Here is a 17,802-nt window from a genome sequence, read left to right as displayed (position 1 = left end):
GCGAATTTTCTCAAAAAATATAAATGTTTAAAAATTACTTGCAAATATGATATTTTTATGCTATTCTTATAAAGTTAATAATAGGTAGTCCTCTGCCTGATGTGTGGCAAGAATATCTTAAAAGGAAAGGATGTAAAAATGGATATTTTACAACAAATTACACAAGAACAAATCAGAAAAGATTTACCTGAAATTGCTATTGGTGACACTTTGAGAGTGTATGTCAAGGTAAAAGAAGGAAGCAGAGAAAGAGTTCAGATGTTTGAGGGAACTGTTATCAAGAAGAATCATGGCGGTATTCAGGAAACATTTACTGTAAGACGTCTTTCTTATGGAGTTGGCGTGGAAAGAACTTTCCCTGTTAATTCTCCTAAAATCGACCGCATTGAGGTTGTTAGACATGGTAAGGTAAGACGCGCTAAGCTTTATTATCTACGTGATAGAGTTGGTAAAGCAGCAAAGGTTAAAGAGAAACTTTAATAGTTAAAAAATGCAGTGGTGGTTAATCTTTAATCACCACTCTTTAGCATTTTGTAGTTATTTTAGGAGTGTTTATTATGAATAATAAAAATCAAAAGCCGAACAATCAGAACAATGGAAATATTGATGAAACTGTTGAAAAAGCTAAATCTGAAATAAATGCTCAAACTGACTCTATGCTTCGTGAAATCGAAGAAAGACGCCAGCGGCGTTTAGCAAGACAAAGAGAAATGGAACAGCAAATACAAGCTGAAGAAGAGGCTAAGGCAAGACGGTTAGCAAGACTAAAAGCCCAGGAAGCTGCCAACGCTGATTTAAAAATGGCTTCATCCCGCAGAAATACTGCCGATGTTCAAAAGCCTGTACCGACTGTATCTTCATCAGACAGTGTTTTCAGCAACGCCCACAGACAGCAGCCTGACGCGATAGAGAATTTTTCATCAGCTCCGTCTGCTTCTAAAAATACACAGTCTCGTCCCCAGCGCAATGAAAGCGTTTTAAACGCCTCTTCCTCTTCTGCAAATACACGCAGACGAACAATAATGTCTTCAGGAGAAACGCAGGTTATGCCTAAAATTTCTGAAGCTGTACCTCCGTCTCAGAAGAGACAAAATACTGCTCCATCAAGTCAAAAAAGAGCTTCAGAGCAGAATTCTTCTAAACCAAGTGATTCTGCACATGTATCCAGAACTTCTAAGAGTAATGAACAAGCATTTAAAAGAAGACAAGTTCAGAATACCGTGTCTGCAAACTCACAGGCGGTCGGACGCGCACCTGTAAAAAGCGGAAATATCTCAGCGGCAAAACCAAAAAATTCACATAAGGAAGTAAACATGATGAAAGAAATCAGAGATTGGGTTATTGCGATAGTTATTGCTGTTGCCGTTGCCCTGCTTATAAGAAATTTTGTATTCACTTTGGTTAAAGTTCAAGGTGAGTCTATGCAGCCAACACTGCAGGAAAATGATAGATTATATGTTAACAGATTATTCTATACACCAAAAAAGGGCGATGTTGTTATCTTTAAACCATCATCTGACCCTAAAAGACCATATGTTAAGAGAGTTATTGCAACCGAGGGCGACACTGTTTATATTGATTTCGAGACAGGCGATGTATATGTTAATGACCAGGTTATTGACGAGCCTTATATCAAAGCTAAAACAACACGCTCCGGCAGTTATATAGCTGAACAAATTGCATCAGGAAATTATAGCAAAGATAATCCAATTGTTATAGAAAAGGGTAAAATCTTTGTAATGGGGGATAATAGGAATAACAGCAGAGACAGCCGTGAAATTGGTCAGGTTCCGAAAAGTGAATTAATAGGCGGAGCAGTATTTAGATTTTGGCCATTAAATAAATTTGGTTCTGTCTCTTATAAAGCTACTACCTCTTATTTAATCGAAGATGAAAACATGAATTTCAAATTTGTTGCATAATAAGTGTGAATATATCGGTATTGCCATCGGCAATACCGTTTACTTTATAGAGATTTAAAAAGGAGATATATATGAACAATAAATATCAGCTTCAATGGTTCCCCGGTCATATGGCAAAAACCCGCCGTATGATACAAGATAACCTTAAACTAGTAGATGTAGTAATCGAACTCGTAGACGCACGCCTTCCTCTTTCTTCACGCAATCCTGACGTTGATAAAATTATTGGTTCAAAACCGCGTATTGTTGTTTTAAATAAAGCCGATATAGCCGATAACTCATTGACTATGAAATGGTTGAATTATTTTAAAGATAAAAATATAGAAGCGATTTCAGCAAACAGCCAAACCGGCAAAGGATTGAAAAAAGAGCTTGATAACGCTATAGAAATTGTTCTGGCTGACAAATTTAAAAGAGATGAGACAAAAGGTATACAAAGGCACGCTGTTAAAATGATGGTAATAGGCATTCCAAATGTCGGAAAATCTTCATTTATAAACCGTCTGTCAGGGCGTGCAGCGGCAAAGACCGGTGATAGACCTGGAATAACACAAACCAAACAGTGGATAAGAATAGCAGGGAAATATGAACTCTTAGATACACCCGGAATCCTTTGGCCAAAATTTGAGAATGAGGACGACGCTAAAAAAATTGCCTTTACAGGCGGAATTAAAGATGAAATTTTGGATGTTGAGGATTTAGCATATGAACTTTTAGGATATTTAAAACAATCTTATATGGACAGCCTTTTAAAAACATATAACTTAAATGATTCAGACAGCGAACTTAATAAGTATGAACTCTTAGAAAGTATCGGCCGCAAAAGGGGCTGTGTTATATCCGGCGGAGAAGTGGATACATTTAGAACAGCAAACATTATTATATCTGATTTTCGCTCTGCCAAACTAGGCAGGATAACTCTTGAAGAACCCAAAAGAAATGAGGAAAACTGATATGGAAATTGATTTATTGCAATATGAAAAAGATTTAATATCCCGCGGATACGAATATATATGCGGAATAGATGAAGCCGGCAGAGGTCCTCTTGCCGGACCGGTATGCGCCGCCGCAGTAATACTGCCCAACAGACTTGTTATTGACGGCGTTAATGACTCAAAAAAATTATCTGAGAAAAAACGTGAAAAGTTATATAATGAAATAATAGAATCAGCTTTAGCATATTCTGTTCAATTTGTCTTTCAAGATGTCATTGATGAAATAAATATTCGTCAAGCTACCCATGCTGCAATGCAAAATGCAGTTAATGGTTTAAAAATACATCCCGATATTTTAATCGTTGACGGAAATGATAATATTGATTTTAATAACATTGAAACTCTATATATTAAAAAAGGCGATTCCTTATCCCAAAGTATTGCCGCCGCGTCTATTCTGGCAAAAGTCACAAGGGACAGATATATCGTTGAGCTATCAAAGGATTATCCTGAATACGGTCTTGAAAAGCATAAAGGTTATGCTACTAAAGCTCATATGGAGGCAATAAGAAAATATGGCGTTCAGCCTATACATAGAAAAACTTTTATGACTGATAAAGTTCTTGGAATAAATAAAACAAATTAAAACGGTGATACTTTTATGTCTAATACTAAAGAAACCGGTAATTATGGAGAAATACAGGCATCTAATTACCTAGTTAAAAAAGGATATACAATTATTGCTAGAAACTACTATGGCAAGCATGGAGAGATAGACATCATAGCTGTGACACCGGATAACACTACTTTGGTGTTTGTTGAAGTCAAAACAAGAAAATCAAAGTTATTTGGTTATGCTGCTGAATCTATAGATAAAAAGAAAATTCAAAGTATTATAAGAACTGCAGAAAATTTTATGTTTGAAAACCCATCTGAACACCAAATTAGATTTGATGTTATTGAAGTTTATTATAAAATAATAAATAACGATGAACTCATATTGGATGAAATTAATCATATTAAAAACGCATTTTATGATATAAGCAATTATATATAGCGATATTAATTTTTACTCAATACCAATTAAGTATACTTATATGAACTGACTTGCAATAATGCTCTATTTGTCTGCAAATATTATTATATTGTTTGTGCATAACAAATTAACGTCACTATAATATATAACATATCTGCTCTAGCATATTAATTTTATAATTTTTCAAACAGCATAAATCATAAAAATAAAATTATTAAAGTGATAAAACACAACGATTATACATTGCGTGATGCGGAATTTATATTATATAAAAATACATTAAAACTATAACATTAGTTAACTGGTCCAAAATTTGCTAAGTTTAATGAAATTAAGAAAGCACTTTATACGAAAGTATATTTTGCGGTTCCTCACTCTCCCTGTAAGAAATAATCTAATTAAAATACAAATGGATTTTAGGATTATTTTTAAAACAGATTTTATTTTAGAATTCTAAAAGATAGAGAGTCAAACAAAATCGTTAAACTATTTGCATACACACCTATGTTTAAACCTGATTTTACCTGATGAGATTTTTGCTACACTTGTCAATCTACCGGAATCCGCAAATTTATATTAAATTATTAAAACAAATGATTATTTTACAGACTTTATAAAATTAATATTTAATTTTTATATATGAATATCTATGATAGTGACTTAAAAATTTGTCAAATTCAATATTGCAATTTGTTCTGTCTTATATTACAATATTATACAATAGTTCTAATCCATAAATATCTTATTGTAGATTATATAGCTGAAATTTATTATTTATTTTTCAAACAAATTAAATTATTGTTTATACAAATAATTTATAAGATTTTGGAAATTTATCTATATTATTTAAGATAATAAAAATTTTAGTCAAATAGAAATTTTAAATAAATCTGAAAGGAACAATACTATGAATAAAGATGTATATGAAAGCCCGCTAAACTCCCGTTATGCGAGTAAAGAAATGAAATATATTTTCTCTCCCGATAAAAAATTTAAAACTTGGAGAAAATTATGGGTCGCACTGGCTGAATCCGAAATGGAGCTTGGTCTTAATGTAACAAAGGAACAAGTTGAAGAATTACGTGCAAACGTGGACAACATAAACTATGACGTTGCCGAAGCCCGTGAAAAAGAGGTACGTCACGACGTTATGTCTCATGTATACGCATATGGGCAGCAATGTCCGAATGCTAAAGGAATTATTCATCTCGGCGCCACTTCATGTTATGTTGGCGATAACACTGACCTAATAATTATGAATGAAGCTTTGGAACTTATAAAAACAAAGCTTCTCAAAGTAATTGCTTTATTAAAAGATTTTGCTCTTAAATACAAAGACTTGCCGACATTAGGATTTACCCATTTTCAGGCAGCTCAGCTAACTACTGTCGGAAAGAGAGCAACGCTTTGGATATGGGAACTGTTGATGGACCTTGAAAACATAGACTTCCAGCTAAGCCGCGCGGCTCTGCTTGGGTGCAAAGGCACAACAGGAACGCAGGCAAGCTTTATGGAACTTTTTGATAATGATATTGAAAAAGTTAAAGCTCTTGATAAAAAAATCTGTGAAAAGATGGGATATTCAAAATTTTATCCTGTTTCCGGACAAACATATTCAAGAAAAATTGATTATCAAATGCTGTCAGTATTGAGTGATGTTGCTCAAAGTGCGTATAAGTTTGCAAATGACATACGCTTGCTTCAGCATCTTAAAGAAATAGAAGAACCGTTTGAAAAATCTCAGATTGGTTCCTCTGCTATGGCTTACAAACGTAATCCTATGAGAAGCGAACGTATTTGTTCATTGGCAAGATATGTTATTGTCGACGCAGTCAATCCAGCCATAACCTCTTCTACTCAATGGTTTGAAAGAACACTTGACGACTCGGCAAACAAAAGAATCAGCGTAGCTGAAGCATTTTTAACCGTTGACGCTATACTGAATATTTATATGAATGTTGCTTCCGGATTGGTTGTATACCCGAAAGTTATTAATAAACGTATTATGTCTGAGCTTCCATTTATGGCCACTGAAAATATCATGATGGACGCTGTTAAAAACGGCGGCGACCGCCAGGAACTTCACGAGCGTATACGCAAGCATTCTATGGACGCCGGAAAAGTAGTTAAAGAGCAAGGCGGAGAGAATGACTTAATTGAAAGAATAGTTGCTGATGATTCGTTTAATTTGAGTCACGAAGAAATAGACAAAATATTAAAACCTGAAAACTTTATAGGAAGAAGCGTAAGTCAAGTTGAAGAATTCATAGACGAATACGTAAATCCTGTTTTAGATAATAATGATTTAGCTGAAGAAGTGGAACTTACTGTTTAATTAACCAAAAGATTGGAGCGCAGAATTATGACTATAGGATTTATTGGCGGAGGAAATATGGCCACTGCATTGATTTCCGGACTTATTTCATCCCAAAAATTTAAACCGGCGGAAATAACTGTTTATGATATTGACGCAGTAAAATTAAAAGAACTTTCAAACAAATTAGGAATTGTTCCGTCAAATTCAATAACTGAGCTTGAGGAGCGGGTTGATATAATCGTTTTATCTGTCAAGCCAAATATAATGCCGCAAATTTTAAATAACTTAAACGGCTATAATGAAAAAATTTATATTTCTATCGCCGCCGGAATAACACTTGACGCCCTGGCAAACGGTCTTGGCTCAGATAAAAAGATTATAAGAACCATGCCAAATACTCCTGCTCTCGTTAAATGCGGTATGACCGTTATAACCCCTAATGAAAATGTCGATGAAGGCGAAATCAGGTTAGTCGAGGATTTATTGTCCGGAGTTGGAGAAACCGTAAGACTTGAAGAAAAATATATGAACGCAGCTATCGCGCTGCATAGCAGCAGCCCTGCATATATATATATGCTTATAGACGCAATGGCAGACAGCGGTGTTAAGTATGGAATCCCCAAAGCGCTATCACAAAAATTAGCCGCTAAGGCTGTCGAAGGAAGTGCTAAAATGGTATTGGAAAGCAGCGAACATCCGATGAGGTTAAAAGATAATGTTTGTTCCCCCGGAGGAACAACTATTGCAGCCGTATGTGATTTAGAAAAAACCGGATTCAGAAGTTCAATCCAGAGTGCTATTGATTCATGCGTGAATAAAGCGGAAGAAATGTCTAAATAGATAAAAAATTAACGCCTGATAATCAATATCAGGCGTTAATTTTATTTTATAACGGCTGTTATTTCATCTTCCTTCATATCAATTAGAACAGTTTTGCCATGTATTAGTTCACCTTTTATCAGCATCTGCGCTAACTTATCTTCAATATTCTTTTCAATAAATCTCCGCATTGGTCTTGCGCCATATTGTCTGTTATAGGATTTATCCAGAATAAATTCTTTTGCTTTCTTTGAAACTTCAAGAGTTATATCCTTTTCTTTCAATCCGTCAGACAAATCATGCAGCATCAAATCTATTATTTTAATTAACTCTTCTTTTTCAAGTTCCTTAAATATAATAATCTCATCAACGCGATTAAGAAATTCAGGTCTGAATAACTCTTTAAGCGCTCTGTCAATTTTAATATGAGTGGCTTCTTCGTCTTCATTAAAACCTACAACGTTTGATTTTTTATCACTTCCGGCATTTGAAGTCATAATTATAATAGTATTTTCAAATGACACTACTTTACCGTGACTGTCAGTTATTCTTCCGTCATCTAAAATTTGAAGCAGCATATTAAATACATCAGCATGTGCTTTCTCAATCTCATCAAGAAGAATTACGCTGTATGGTTTTCTTCTTATTTTTTCGGTCAGTTGACCGGCTTCATCATATCCAACATAACCCGGAGGCGAACCAATCAATTTTGAAACCGAATGTTTTTCCATATATTCAGACATATCAAGCCTAATCAATGCGTCTTCACCGTCAAAAACTTCTCTGGCAATTTGCTTTGCAAGTTCCGTTTTACCAACTCCTGTTGGACCCACAAAAATAAATGACACCGGTCTTCTTTTTAAGCTAATACCTGCTCTTTTTCTCCTTATAGCACTCGCTACGCCATTTACAGCCTCATTTTGACCGATTACTCCCTTATGGAGTCTGTCTTCTAACCCTACTAAACGTTCAGACTCGTATTCACTAATATGTTTAACAGGTATTTTAGTCCAATTTTCAATTACTGAAGCTACATCCTCTGCTTCCAAATATTTTATCGACGCTTTCTCAACTTCAGAAATTTTTGATTGCAGCTGTATTTCCTGAACTTTTAAATCAGCTGCTTTTTTATAGTCATCTTCCGCAGCGGCTTTATCTTTTGCATCCTGGGTTTCTTTAAGTTCTTGCTGTAGTTTAACCAGTTCAATTAATTCGTTATTATTTAAATTAACTTTTGAAGCAGCTTCATCAATAACATCTATCGCTTTGTCAGGCAGAAATCTATCCTGAATATATCTTTCAGCAAGAACTGTTGCTGTTCTTATAATATCATCAGTAATTTTTACATTATGATAATCTTCATAATAGCCTTTGATACCTTTTAAAATCTCTATTGTTTCCTCAACCGTTGGCTCTTCAACCATAACCATCTGAAAACGGCGCTCCAAAGCAGAATCCTTCTCAATATATTTTCTGTATTCATCAATGGTAGTCGCCCCAATAACCTGAATCTCACCCTTAGAAAGAGCCGGTTTCAAAATATTGCCGGCATTCATCCCTCCCTCAGCATCTCCGGCTGAAGCAATGGTGTGAATTTCATCAATAACAAGAATGATATTGCCCGCTTTTTTAACCTCTTCTATTATATTACGAAGTCTGGATTCAAACTGTCCTCTAAACTGAGTTCCAGCTATAACCGACGTCATATCTAAAAGATAAATCTCATAATTAAGCAATTTCTGAGGTACTTCCCCCTCAACAATTTTAAGAGCTAAACCTTCAGCAATTGCAGTTTTACCAACACCGGGCTCACCAATCAAACAAGGGTTATTCTTTGTGCGCCTATTAAGTATCTGTATTGTCCTCTCTATTTCACGCTCTCTGCCAATTACAGCGTCAATTTCACCTTTTTTCGCTTTTTCAGTCAAATTAACCCCATAAGTATCAAGCATTTTCTTTTTTGAATTCTTTTTTTCTTTAGTTCTTCTAGGTCCAGCTTTTCCTGGTTCACCGCTCTGACTCTCACTGTTTGAATTCATAAATCTGCTCATAAACTCAAACGGATTACGCTGAATACTGCGGCTCATTTTTTCCTCGCTGTCAGGAGTATTATTTTCTTCCTTAGTGTTATCGGAATCATCAGAAACTTCCTGATCATCTTCCTGAGCTTCCTCACTATCATCTGCTTCAGTTAGTGAAATTATATCTGCGTCGCCACCAAGTTCTTGTCTAAGCAAATCTATACTCTCGCCAAGGTCAAAATCATCACCCATTTCATCAAACATACTCTTCATTTCTGTATTTAAGCGGTCCATTTCTTCAGGGTCAACCCCCATTTTGTCTAAGATGGACTCAACAGGGCCTAAATTCAATTCCTTAGCGCAAGATAGACAATAACCTTCATTATTCTGCGTACCGTCCGGATTCAATTTTGAAATATATACAACTGCTAAGTTTTTTTTACATCTGCAACATAGCATATTATCCCCTCCTAGTTCGGAACATGTCTTAATATTATACCACATAAATATTAATTTAGCAACACTTTGACACAAAAATGAACCAACAAATTGAAAGACCGTCCGATATCGGACGGTCTCTCATTGGGAAGAAATCTATAAATTAATTTTACTACCTAAATAAATTTTGAATACAGATTATTCAAATTCTGTATATTCAACTGTTATATCCTTAATTATGAACTTATTTGGATCAGCTGAACCAGGATAAACAGCAAGGCAAAGATTATCTCTGTCTATATTAGAGGCTTCCGGGAATCCAGTAAACATATTATACTCATTCCAGCTATCCGCTCCAGCAACCTTAGCCTTAGCAGTCAAAACTCCTGTTTTGAAGTTAGCAGTTATACTAACAATTTGATCTGCATAATTTGTAGCCGGGAATTTTCCTCCCGCACAGTTAAGCCACTGATGTTCAGTATTTGAAGAACCGCTTCGTCTTCCAACCCCAACGTCAAGCATATTCATTTGATCCCAACGTCCATAACTTGTTCTAGCGATACGTATTTTATTTTCATCGCTATTATATGTTCCAGGAATTCCGCTTAAGAGATCTACCGTAGCACAATCATCAGATGTACTATAGCCCTTTTCCATTGTTACTGTAAATGTTACAGTAACTGCGTCTGTAGATTTTATTCCATCAGATAATGATGATAAATTCCAATATGCACCGTCTGAGGTTTTTGAGCTGCTAGAAACTGTATATTCACCATTGTTATTTGCAACTGTTGCACCGCTTCCCAAATTCGTTGGGATACCGGTTACCGAGTAAGTCTTATTAACAAGTTTAGCAACTGATGCATCCGATGTTACAGATTCACCTTTAGCTCCAGTAATAGTAGTTTTTCCATTTTCAGGATTAAGAATCTTATATCCGTCTGTTAAAGTATCAAAAACCACATCGTACTCACCTACCGGAATACCCTCGGCAGTATATACAGCGCTGGTGGTTCCCTTAGCAATCTGTGCAGATGTTTGCTTGATTACAGCATTTCCTTTATAGAAATTAACCGTGAAGTCAACATCAACATCAGGAGCTGCACCGTTTAGTGAAATGGTTCCTGTAGCTGTAAACACATTTTCAGTATCCGTTGTCGGATTAATTGTTACAGGAATAACCGCCTTTGTACCTATAGCTTTATCTGATGATTCCCTAATATAGAGTACAAGTGTTGTTTCAATTGGCGTCTCGCCATTAGCCGGTCTTATTACAGTTACCTTTGTGCCATCATTGTTTACTATGGCATATTCTGATGCTGATTCCCACTTAAATTCGTAACCGGCAGGAGCCTGAGGCAGATCAACTTCTGTACTTGTTCCTTCCGGAATAACAAATGTTGTCTCACTTGCAACTTTATTAACTCCAGCATATTTTTCTGTCATGTTCATAGGATCCCAATTATCTGTCCACTTATATCTAGCTTTAAAATAATTTATAGGATTAAACTCTAAAATCTGCCAATCATCAAGAACAGAACCAAAACCATTGGTGCATTTTACTCTCTTAGAAAAATCTACTGCTTCTCCACTCTTATTTCTGGTCCCGTATTCATAGAAACGAGCGTCTTCCTTCATATTGCCTGACATATCTCTCCAGCCTTCTGCTGTTATTCCTGCCGGGCTTGCTCCTGTAGTTGCATTGTCGTCTATAACTGTATTATAGAATGTAATCTGCGCGTCCTGTCTCCATGGTCTTCCATACATTGAATTTGTTATATTATTTCGGGTATTATAGAGTTCGCAGTTATAGAACAGATATCCATAATCATTATTACCATCAGTATTTGCCGCAGTTATTGTTGCGCCGTAATCCTTATCAGTCATTCCAGCTGCTCCAAGCTTACAGTTATCAAACACTGCTGTTGCATTACCATAGATATAGTCTGTTCCGCCTATTAAATCACAATTTTTAAAATATATTCTTCCTTCACTAATATATACTGAATCCTGATTACCTCTTGCGCGAATGTTTTCAAGTATACATCTGTCGCCATTTATTGAAACTGCATGACCTCTTTCATTGAATCCTGATGAACGAGCTAAATACGCGCTTTCTTCAGGGGTAAATGTATAGTTTCCATCTTTTGTTTTTTCTATATATTTTGCTTTACTTACGGTTTTATCAGAATTCAACACTGATTCAGGTGCAACTTCGGCTGTGTCTTCATAACAAATGCTCAAACTATCACGCTCCGGAAGCATATCTTTTAACTCATTATCCGTTTTGCCGGGAATAAGTTTTCTATCTGCCTGAGGCTTTACTCCTGCTTCCTTTTCACCTTTTGTTACCATAACAGGTATACTATTTATTATATTAAAATCTTTAACTGTTATGTCGCTTGCAGACTTTCTTACTACAAGCGGAGCCATATCACTAAAGTTTCCTAAATGAGAAACTCTAACTGATACATCCTTATGAGCAACTCCGTCTAAATCATAATATGAAATAGTTGAAACACCATTTAACACCTGACCTACTTCATATTTGGTAAACTTTTCATCAGTATCTTTATAACCGTTCCAGGTTTCTTCTTTTGACCAGTTAATTTTAGGATCATAGTTTCCGTTTAAATCTGCTGTGCCTGCGCAATAACCAGTACAATAATACCATGAAAGATTTACTTTACCATTAGTACCAGGAGTCTGCTGAAGAGTTATATACTTTACATTATCAAATAATACCTGCTCTTCATAGAATCCTGGATCTACATTAATTACAACACGCTCAGCCTCAGACTGTGGATTTAATTCAGTCGCTTTAGCTACAGCGTCTCTTATTGTAGAAAACTCAAAGTTAGCTCCGCTGCTTTCCTGCGTCAGTGTTGCTTTATTAACGGTCGGTTCACTTGTTGGTCCAGGCGTTGCTGACGGTAATTCAGTAGGTCTTAAAACGTCTTTAACCTCAAAAGTTTTTGACAAAGGATTTAAGGTATCAACACCGTTCCAAATATAAAGTTTAACAATTCCTTTATCAGGCTTGCTGTAATCAAGTCCTTCAACCGTTGTTCCCTTTATGTCATAGCTCTTTGCATCCAGCATTATCTCGCTGTCTGCTTCGTCATATGCTGCTGCAAGAAGTTTTCCTGTTGGGTTTTCTTCTGTTCCGTTGTACTTTAACTCAACGTTCAGCTTTCCATCATCACCATAATATGCTTCTGTTATTTCATAAGCATATCCTAACGGCTCGGTCGTTGGTACAACTTCAGGTGTTGGTACAACATCGGGTGTTGCTGACGGTTCAGTTTCTCCTCCGCTTGTAAAACTTACATCTATCGTTACATTTTCCTCCGGCATCACAAAAGTTCCTTGATTTGCTCCGGCCATCGTTACATCTACCGCGCTTCCTGCTGCTCCTGTTACGCTCATTCCCTTTGTTGTCATTCCTGCTTCCGGAACTGCGTCTATCTGCACGGTCTCTCCCGGTCTTGCTTTTACAGATACCACCGGCGCTCCCGACATATACGATATTCCGACAAATCTCCCCTTAGATCCCAGTACTCCCATATAATAGGTCTTTCCTGCTTCTACCGGTATGCTTGCGCATACATTCTCTTTTGCCGTTGCTATATGGTAATACGCAGAGTCTGTCTTCGTTGCCGTTCCTTCTTCTGTAATTGCTACTTCCTTACCGCTTCCTACATCTACTACGTATAACGAAAGCACTCCTGAGGCCGGTGCTACGAATTTCATTGCCGCACCAGTTATCATTCCGTTTTCAAATTTTCCGTTTATTTTACCATGTGAAACATATTTCGTAAACGACTCTCCTTCTATTGTCGCTTTTGTGCTCCCTGTTACGTCCAAGGTTATTATCGGCGTCAAGCTTCCGCCTACAGCTGTAAGTTCAGGCATAAGTTCCTGTCCTTCATTTACAGCTCCGTTTGCTCTCCACCATACTTCTCCTGCACTGCTCAACTCTGCTGATTCCAGTTCTGCTGTTTCAGCTGAAATTTCTCCTAAGTTTGTCAGAGCTACTGTTCCGCCTTGAATTCCGGCTGCTGTTTCTGCCGTATACTTCTTTGCCGGTATTACTACATTTGTGCATTCTGCGGTTCTTTCAACACTCAGCTTTGTTGAATCAGCGTCACTTGTTACCACATACATGTTAACTGATTCGCCGAACTCAAGCTTCATATCAAGTCCGCTTACTTTTCCGCTGCCGCTTACATCATACTTCTTTGTCTCTGTTACCGTTCCCTCTGATGATTTTCTCTCAACCACCAGTTTGTTTGACGGTGTTCCTTCTCCATTATACTTCAGCTCTACACTCAGCATTCCGTCATAGTCTATATCCACTGCGCTGAACTCATAATCCATTGCTGTATAGTTTACTGCCTTATACACTACCGGATTTTTGTCCGTTCCGCCATAGTTGGTCGGTACTGTCGGCTCCTGATTTTCTGTCTTTATGTTCTGCTGTAATCCGAACAGGAAAAACAGTTCTTTTGCAGCCTTAGCTCTCGTCACTTCTGCCTTTGGCTCCAACTCTGTTCCGTTCATCATCTTTGTTCTGCTAAGTCCTTTTTCACTTCTCATTAAGCCCAAATTATATACTTCATAGAACTTTTCTAAGTACTCTCTTGATATATCTTTAGTATCTGTAAGATTTCCCCAGCCTACCAACGGATAATACTGTGCGCTCTCTCCTGTTAAATTCGGATCATACTCCGGATCATCAGGAGATACACTCGAACCATTGTAATCCGTCATATACTTCGGCTTGTTCCATTCTCCTGTTTCAACGTTTCTGCCGAATTTTAATGAATATGCGTCATATACTATCCCCGCCATTGTTTCACGGTTCAGCGTTCCGCTGTTCATATACTTTGCAAAATCTGCTGTTTCTAAATTCCAAATTGTGCATATTCCTGCTATAAAGTCATTTGTGCTTATTGACTTCTCAGGATTAAACAGATTATTATTATCTGTATCCATAGCTCCTATTTGAAGCATTTTTTCTATTTGATTTCTATACTTTGAATTTGAAGCTGAATATCCGTTTACTTTTGCTTCGGTTACATCCTTTGCTCTGTTTTCGGGATATACTTCGCTCCAATTTCCGCTTGTGCATGCTGCCTTTACTTTGTCGTTCAGGTATCCTGCTAATTCTTTTATCTTTGCACTACCAGCCGCGCTCTGAGCATAAATATCCTCTGCAATCAGTTTGCTGAACATCTTTCCTGCCGCTTCTTTATAGTGCGTTCCATCTATTTTGTTATCAGGATGTCCGTTTGCATATGAGCCGCTGTTTGTTTTTCCCGGTGACTCTCCGGCTTCAAGACTTTGGTATATATCCATTGTCTCTGCTGAGCCTATCTTTTCAAAATATGCCTTTGCCTTTGCAAACAAATCTACAAACTCTACTTTATTATCAGCCTTTGCCTTATCTTCCATAAACTGCGGTGAGTTTGGATTAAAGCCCCTTGGTTTCTCACTGCTTACCGATGCAACACCATTACTTGTTCTCGGCATTCCTGACACCAATATCGGAGTTACTCCTCTCTCTTCCATTGCAGCACAATACATATCCAGCCATTTTGGATACGTCACTTTACTTGAACCTCTTCCAAATCTCATAGCTGAATCATCAGTTTCATCATTATGTGCAGAATGAATCAGTACAAAATCTCCTTCTTTTGCATTATACAGAACATTGTTAAATCTTCCTTCTGTATAGTTCGCTCTCATTGAACGTCCACCCATTGAATAATTTACAACGTTTACCTTGTCCAAATCAAACATTTTAAAAATATTCTGCCCCCATGAACTCATGCTGTCTTCCTCAAATGTATAAGTCTTCTGTGTTGAGTCTCCCAGCACAAACACTGTCGGCTTTCCTGACGCAGTATTATTTTCTATTCTGCTCAGCGAAATTGATTCTATTCCTATAGTAGTTCCTGCTGCCGTTGGCTGTTTGTTTGGCTCAATTTCTATCTCTATGTACGGCCAGCCTGTCACATAGTCATACTTCCACGTTGAACCTTCCCATGACGCATAATTATTATGTGCCACAAGTCCAGCAGTATCCCAAGCACTTGAACTCGTTATTCTGCTTGCCTGCATTCCTGTCGGAGCTATCCATGTATTACTTGATGTTGTTTCACTTGTACAGTTAACTGTTATTCCATAACCTCCAAGTTTATCTACATCAACACGGAATATTAATCCACCGAAATTATCATTATTTCCATCCTTGCTTTTTACCGTTGTTGCGTCTGTCTCAGTTATGCTACAGCCGTTTTCATCCTGCTTTATTTTACTGGGATCTACGGTTCTTGCAGGCATAGCACTGTTTGTTTTCACAAATCCATATCCCTTTGACGCGTCATACATGTCTGTATTTTTAACATTTATGGCTCCGTCTACTTCTGCCGATTTAAAGTTAAATGTCTTGTATGCTTCTCCCATCAGTTCAGATGTTCCCTCTTGTCCGGCACCTTGCTCAGCCGCTGTCGCCAATGTCATACCCGACAACATCGTGAGCAGCATCATTATCGCCACTGCCAAACTTATACATCTTTTTCTCATCCTTTTTCCTCCTTAAACTTTTAGTTATTTTTTAATGTATTTTTAATCTTTTCTCTTTAATTATATATAAAATAACCAAAAGAAACAATAGCCAGAAAAAAATATTTTAAATACCAAAAGACAAAAAGTATTGAATTACTACTGATATTATGTTATAATGTTACAATAATTAGGAGGAGTTTATTATGTCTATATATAGTTTTATAAAAAAGAATAATGGTATACCCCTTTATGTGCAAGTTAAACAAGCCTTTATAAATGACATAAATACCGGAAAGCTCGAAAATATGCAAAAACTTCCATCAAGAAGAAACCTTGCAAAAGATTTAAATTTAAGTACCACAACAATTAATAACGCATACCAGGCATTAGTAGATGAAGGTTATGTAATAACAATTGACCGAAGCGGTTTTTATGTAAAGTCTAATGATATACAATACGGTGAATATGATGATGTTCCATGGGAAAGCAACACAGACTATACTTATAATTTTAGTTATAATAATTGTGAAATATCCAACTTAGATGACACATATTCAAAAATGCTCACAAAATATATTCAAGCAAATGATTTTTCCAGCTTTTACATGCATGGAAATAAACGAGGGGAATTAGAATTTAGGTCTGCAATTTCAAGATTTTTATATAATAGGCGGAATATAGATTGCTCCGTAAGTGATATATTTTTAGGTGCGGGTATTCAATATCTTCTTACTGTTGTAGTGATGATACTTGGAACTGATAAAGTTTATGGATTTGAAAATCCTACTGATTATAAAATGTTTATATGGTTAAAAAATCTTGGTTTAGATATAAGACTGGTTGATATAGACTTAGACAACGGATTTAAATGTGACAAACTGGATGAGCTCGGTATTGACGTTATGTTTGTCATGCCGGAAAATCAACTTCCAACCGGACATTGCATGTCTAAAAAGCAGCGCAGAGAACTTGCCCAGTGGTGCAGCGGAAAAAACAGCAGCAAATACGTAATAGAAGTTGCAACTGACGGAAATTTAAATTATACCAATAATACTCCTAATCCAATTTATTCAATATATAAAGGAGAAAATGTAATTTTTATTGATTCATTCGACTTAACTATTTCTCCCAACGTAAAGACTTCGTTTATGGTTCTTCCACACGGTTTGGTAGAATCAGTAATAAAAAAAATTGAAACATATTCGCCTCTCATAACAATTCTTGAACAAAAAATATATCAAGACATGATTAACAGCGGCCAACTGGAACGTTTAATAAAACGTAACAATAAAACTATGAAAGACAAACGCAATTATCTTATTTCTTCTATACAAAAATCTAAACTTGGCCCACGATTTAAGTTTATTAATTATGATACGGGAATGAATTTGCTTGGAATATTTGACAGCCAAATGAATGGAACAGAATTAACAAAACTTGCATTTAATAATGGAGTAAAGATTTTTGAAATGACAAAATTTTTATTAAAACCAAATAATATTATGACCAAAAATGCTTTTGTATTTGGTTACGCCGGATTAACTATTCCTGAAATTGAAAGCGCCGTGCAAAATCTCGAAAATGTTTGGTACAAATTAAAATAATAAAAAATTTCAAGTCCATGGTATTAATTAAAGACATAAGTTAAATATGAATATAAAAGTAATTTTTAAACACATTTATGATTTTATAAACACCAACAAATTTATATAAAATACATCTTTATAGCTAAAATAAAAAC

At 36.2% G+C, this 17,802-nt stretch carries 10 protein-coding genes; 8 read left to right on the top strand and 2 right to left on the bottom strand.

What is annotated here, in order from left to right; all coding sequences use genetic code 11:
* Positions 1-138: 138 nt before the first annotated feature.
* From rplS to proC, 7 genes are all read left to right on the top strand, one after another.
* Positions 139-480 carry a 50S ribosomal protein L19 gene (gene rplS / locus B9O19_RS11400; protein ID WP_102366679.1) on the top strand — a complete coding sequence of 114 codons (342 nt, stop codon included), beginning with the start codon at positions 139-141 and terminating at the stop codon, positions 478-480.
* A gap of 77 nt (positions 481-557) precedes the next feature.
* Positions 558-1,922 carry a signal peptidase I gene (gene lepB / locus B9O19_RS11940; RefSeq protein WP_207655128.1) on the top strand — a complete coding sequence of 455 codons (1,365 nt, stop codon included), beginning with the start codon at positions 558-560 and terminating at the stop codon, positions 1,920-1,922.
* A gap of 71 nt (positions 1,923-1,993) precedes the next feature.
* A complete protein-coding gene (gene ylqF, locus B9O19_RS11390) occupies positions 1,994-2,875 on the top strand; it encodes a ribosome biogenesis GTPase YlqF (protein ID WP_102366529.1) in 882 nt (293 codons plus the stop codon).
* Position 2,876: 1 nt separating this feature from the next.
* The gene (locus B9O19_RS11385) at positions 2,877-3,503 is read left to right on the top strand and encodes a ribonuclease HII (protein ID WP_245862947.1); all 627 of its coding nucleotides are present in this window, start codon (positions 2,877-2,879) and stop codon (positions 3,501-3,503) included.
* A gap of 15 nt (positions 3,504-3,518) precedes the next feature.
* Positions 3,519-3,914 carry a YraN family protein gene (locus tag B9O19_RS11380; RefSeq protein WP_102366528.1) on the top strand — a complete coding sequence of 132 codons (396 nt, stop codon included), beginning with the start codon at positions 3,519-3,521 and terminating at the stop codon, positions 3,912-3,914.
* Between the two features lie 886 nt (positions 3,915-4,800).
* The gene (gene purB, locus B9O19_RS11375; protein WP_102366527.1) at positions 4,801-6,228 is read left to right on the top strand and encodes an adenylosuccinate lyase; all 1,428 of its coding nucleotides are present in this window, start codon (positions 4,801-4,803) and stop codon (positions 6,226-6,228) included.
* A 27-nt stretch (positions 6,229-6,255) separates the two neighbouring features.
* Positions 6,256-7,050 (top strand): pyrroline-5-carboxylate reductase, encoded by a 795-nt coding sequence (gene proC, locus B9O19_RS11370; RefSeq protein WP_102366526.1) that lies wholly within the window; start codon positions 6,256-6,258, stop codon positions 7,048-7,050.
* Between the two features lie 41 nt (positions 7,051-7,091).
* On the opposite strand, the gene B9O19_RS11365 is transcribed toward proC, so the two are convergent.
* Together B9O19_RS11365 and B9O19_RS11360 are read right to left on the bottom strand one after the other, a co-directional pair.
* Complete coding sequence (locus tag B9O19_RS11365) at positions 7,092-9,509, bottom strand: ATP-dependent Clp protease ATP-binding subunit (protein WP_102366525.1); 2,418 nt, start codon at positions 9,507-9,509, stop codon at positions 7,092-7,094.
* Between the two features lie 177 nt (positions 9,510-9,686).
* Entirely contained in the window at positions 9,687-16,079 is a 6,393-nt protein-coding gene (locus tag B9O19_RS11360) for a pectinesterase family protein (protein WP_102366524.1), read from the bottom strand.
* 185 nt (positions 16,080-16,264) lie between these two features.
* Here B9O19_RS11360 and B9O19_RS11355 point away from each other — a divergent pair, with 185 nt between their 5' ends.
* Complete coding sequence (locus B9O19_RS11355; protein ID WP_102366523.1) at positions 16,265-17,665, top strand: aminotransferase-like domain-containing protein; 1,401 nt, start codon at positions 16,265-16,267, stop codon at positions 17,663-17,665.
* The last annotated feature ends 137 nt before the right edge of the window (positions 17,666-17,802 follow it).

The organism is Monoglobus pectinilyticus (genome assembly GCF_002874775.1).
Taxonomy (GTDB): domain Bacteria; phylum Bacillota; class Clostridia; order Monoglobales; family Monoglobaceae; genus Monoglobus; species Monoglobus pectinilyticus.
The sequence above is the reverse complement of the archived record's forward strand: the minus strand, read 5'-3'. Positions and strand labels throughout refer to the sequence as shown.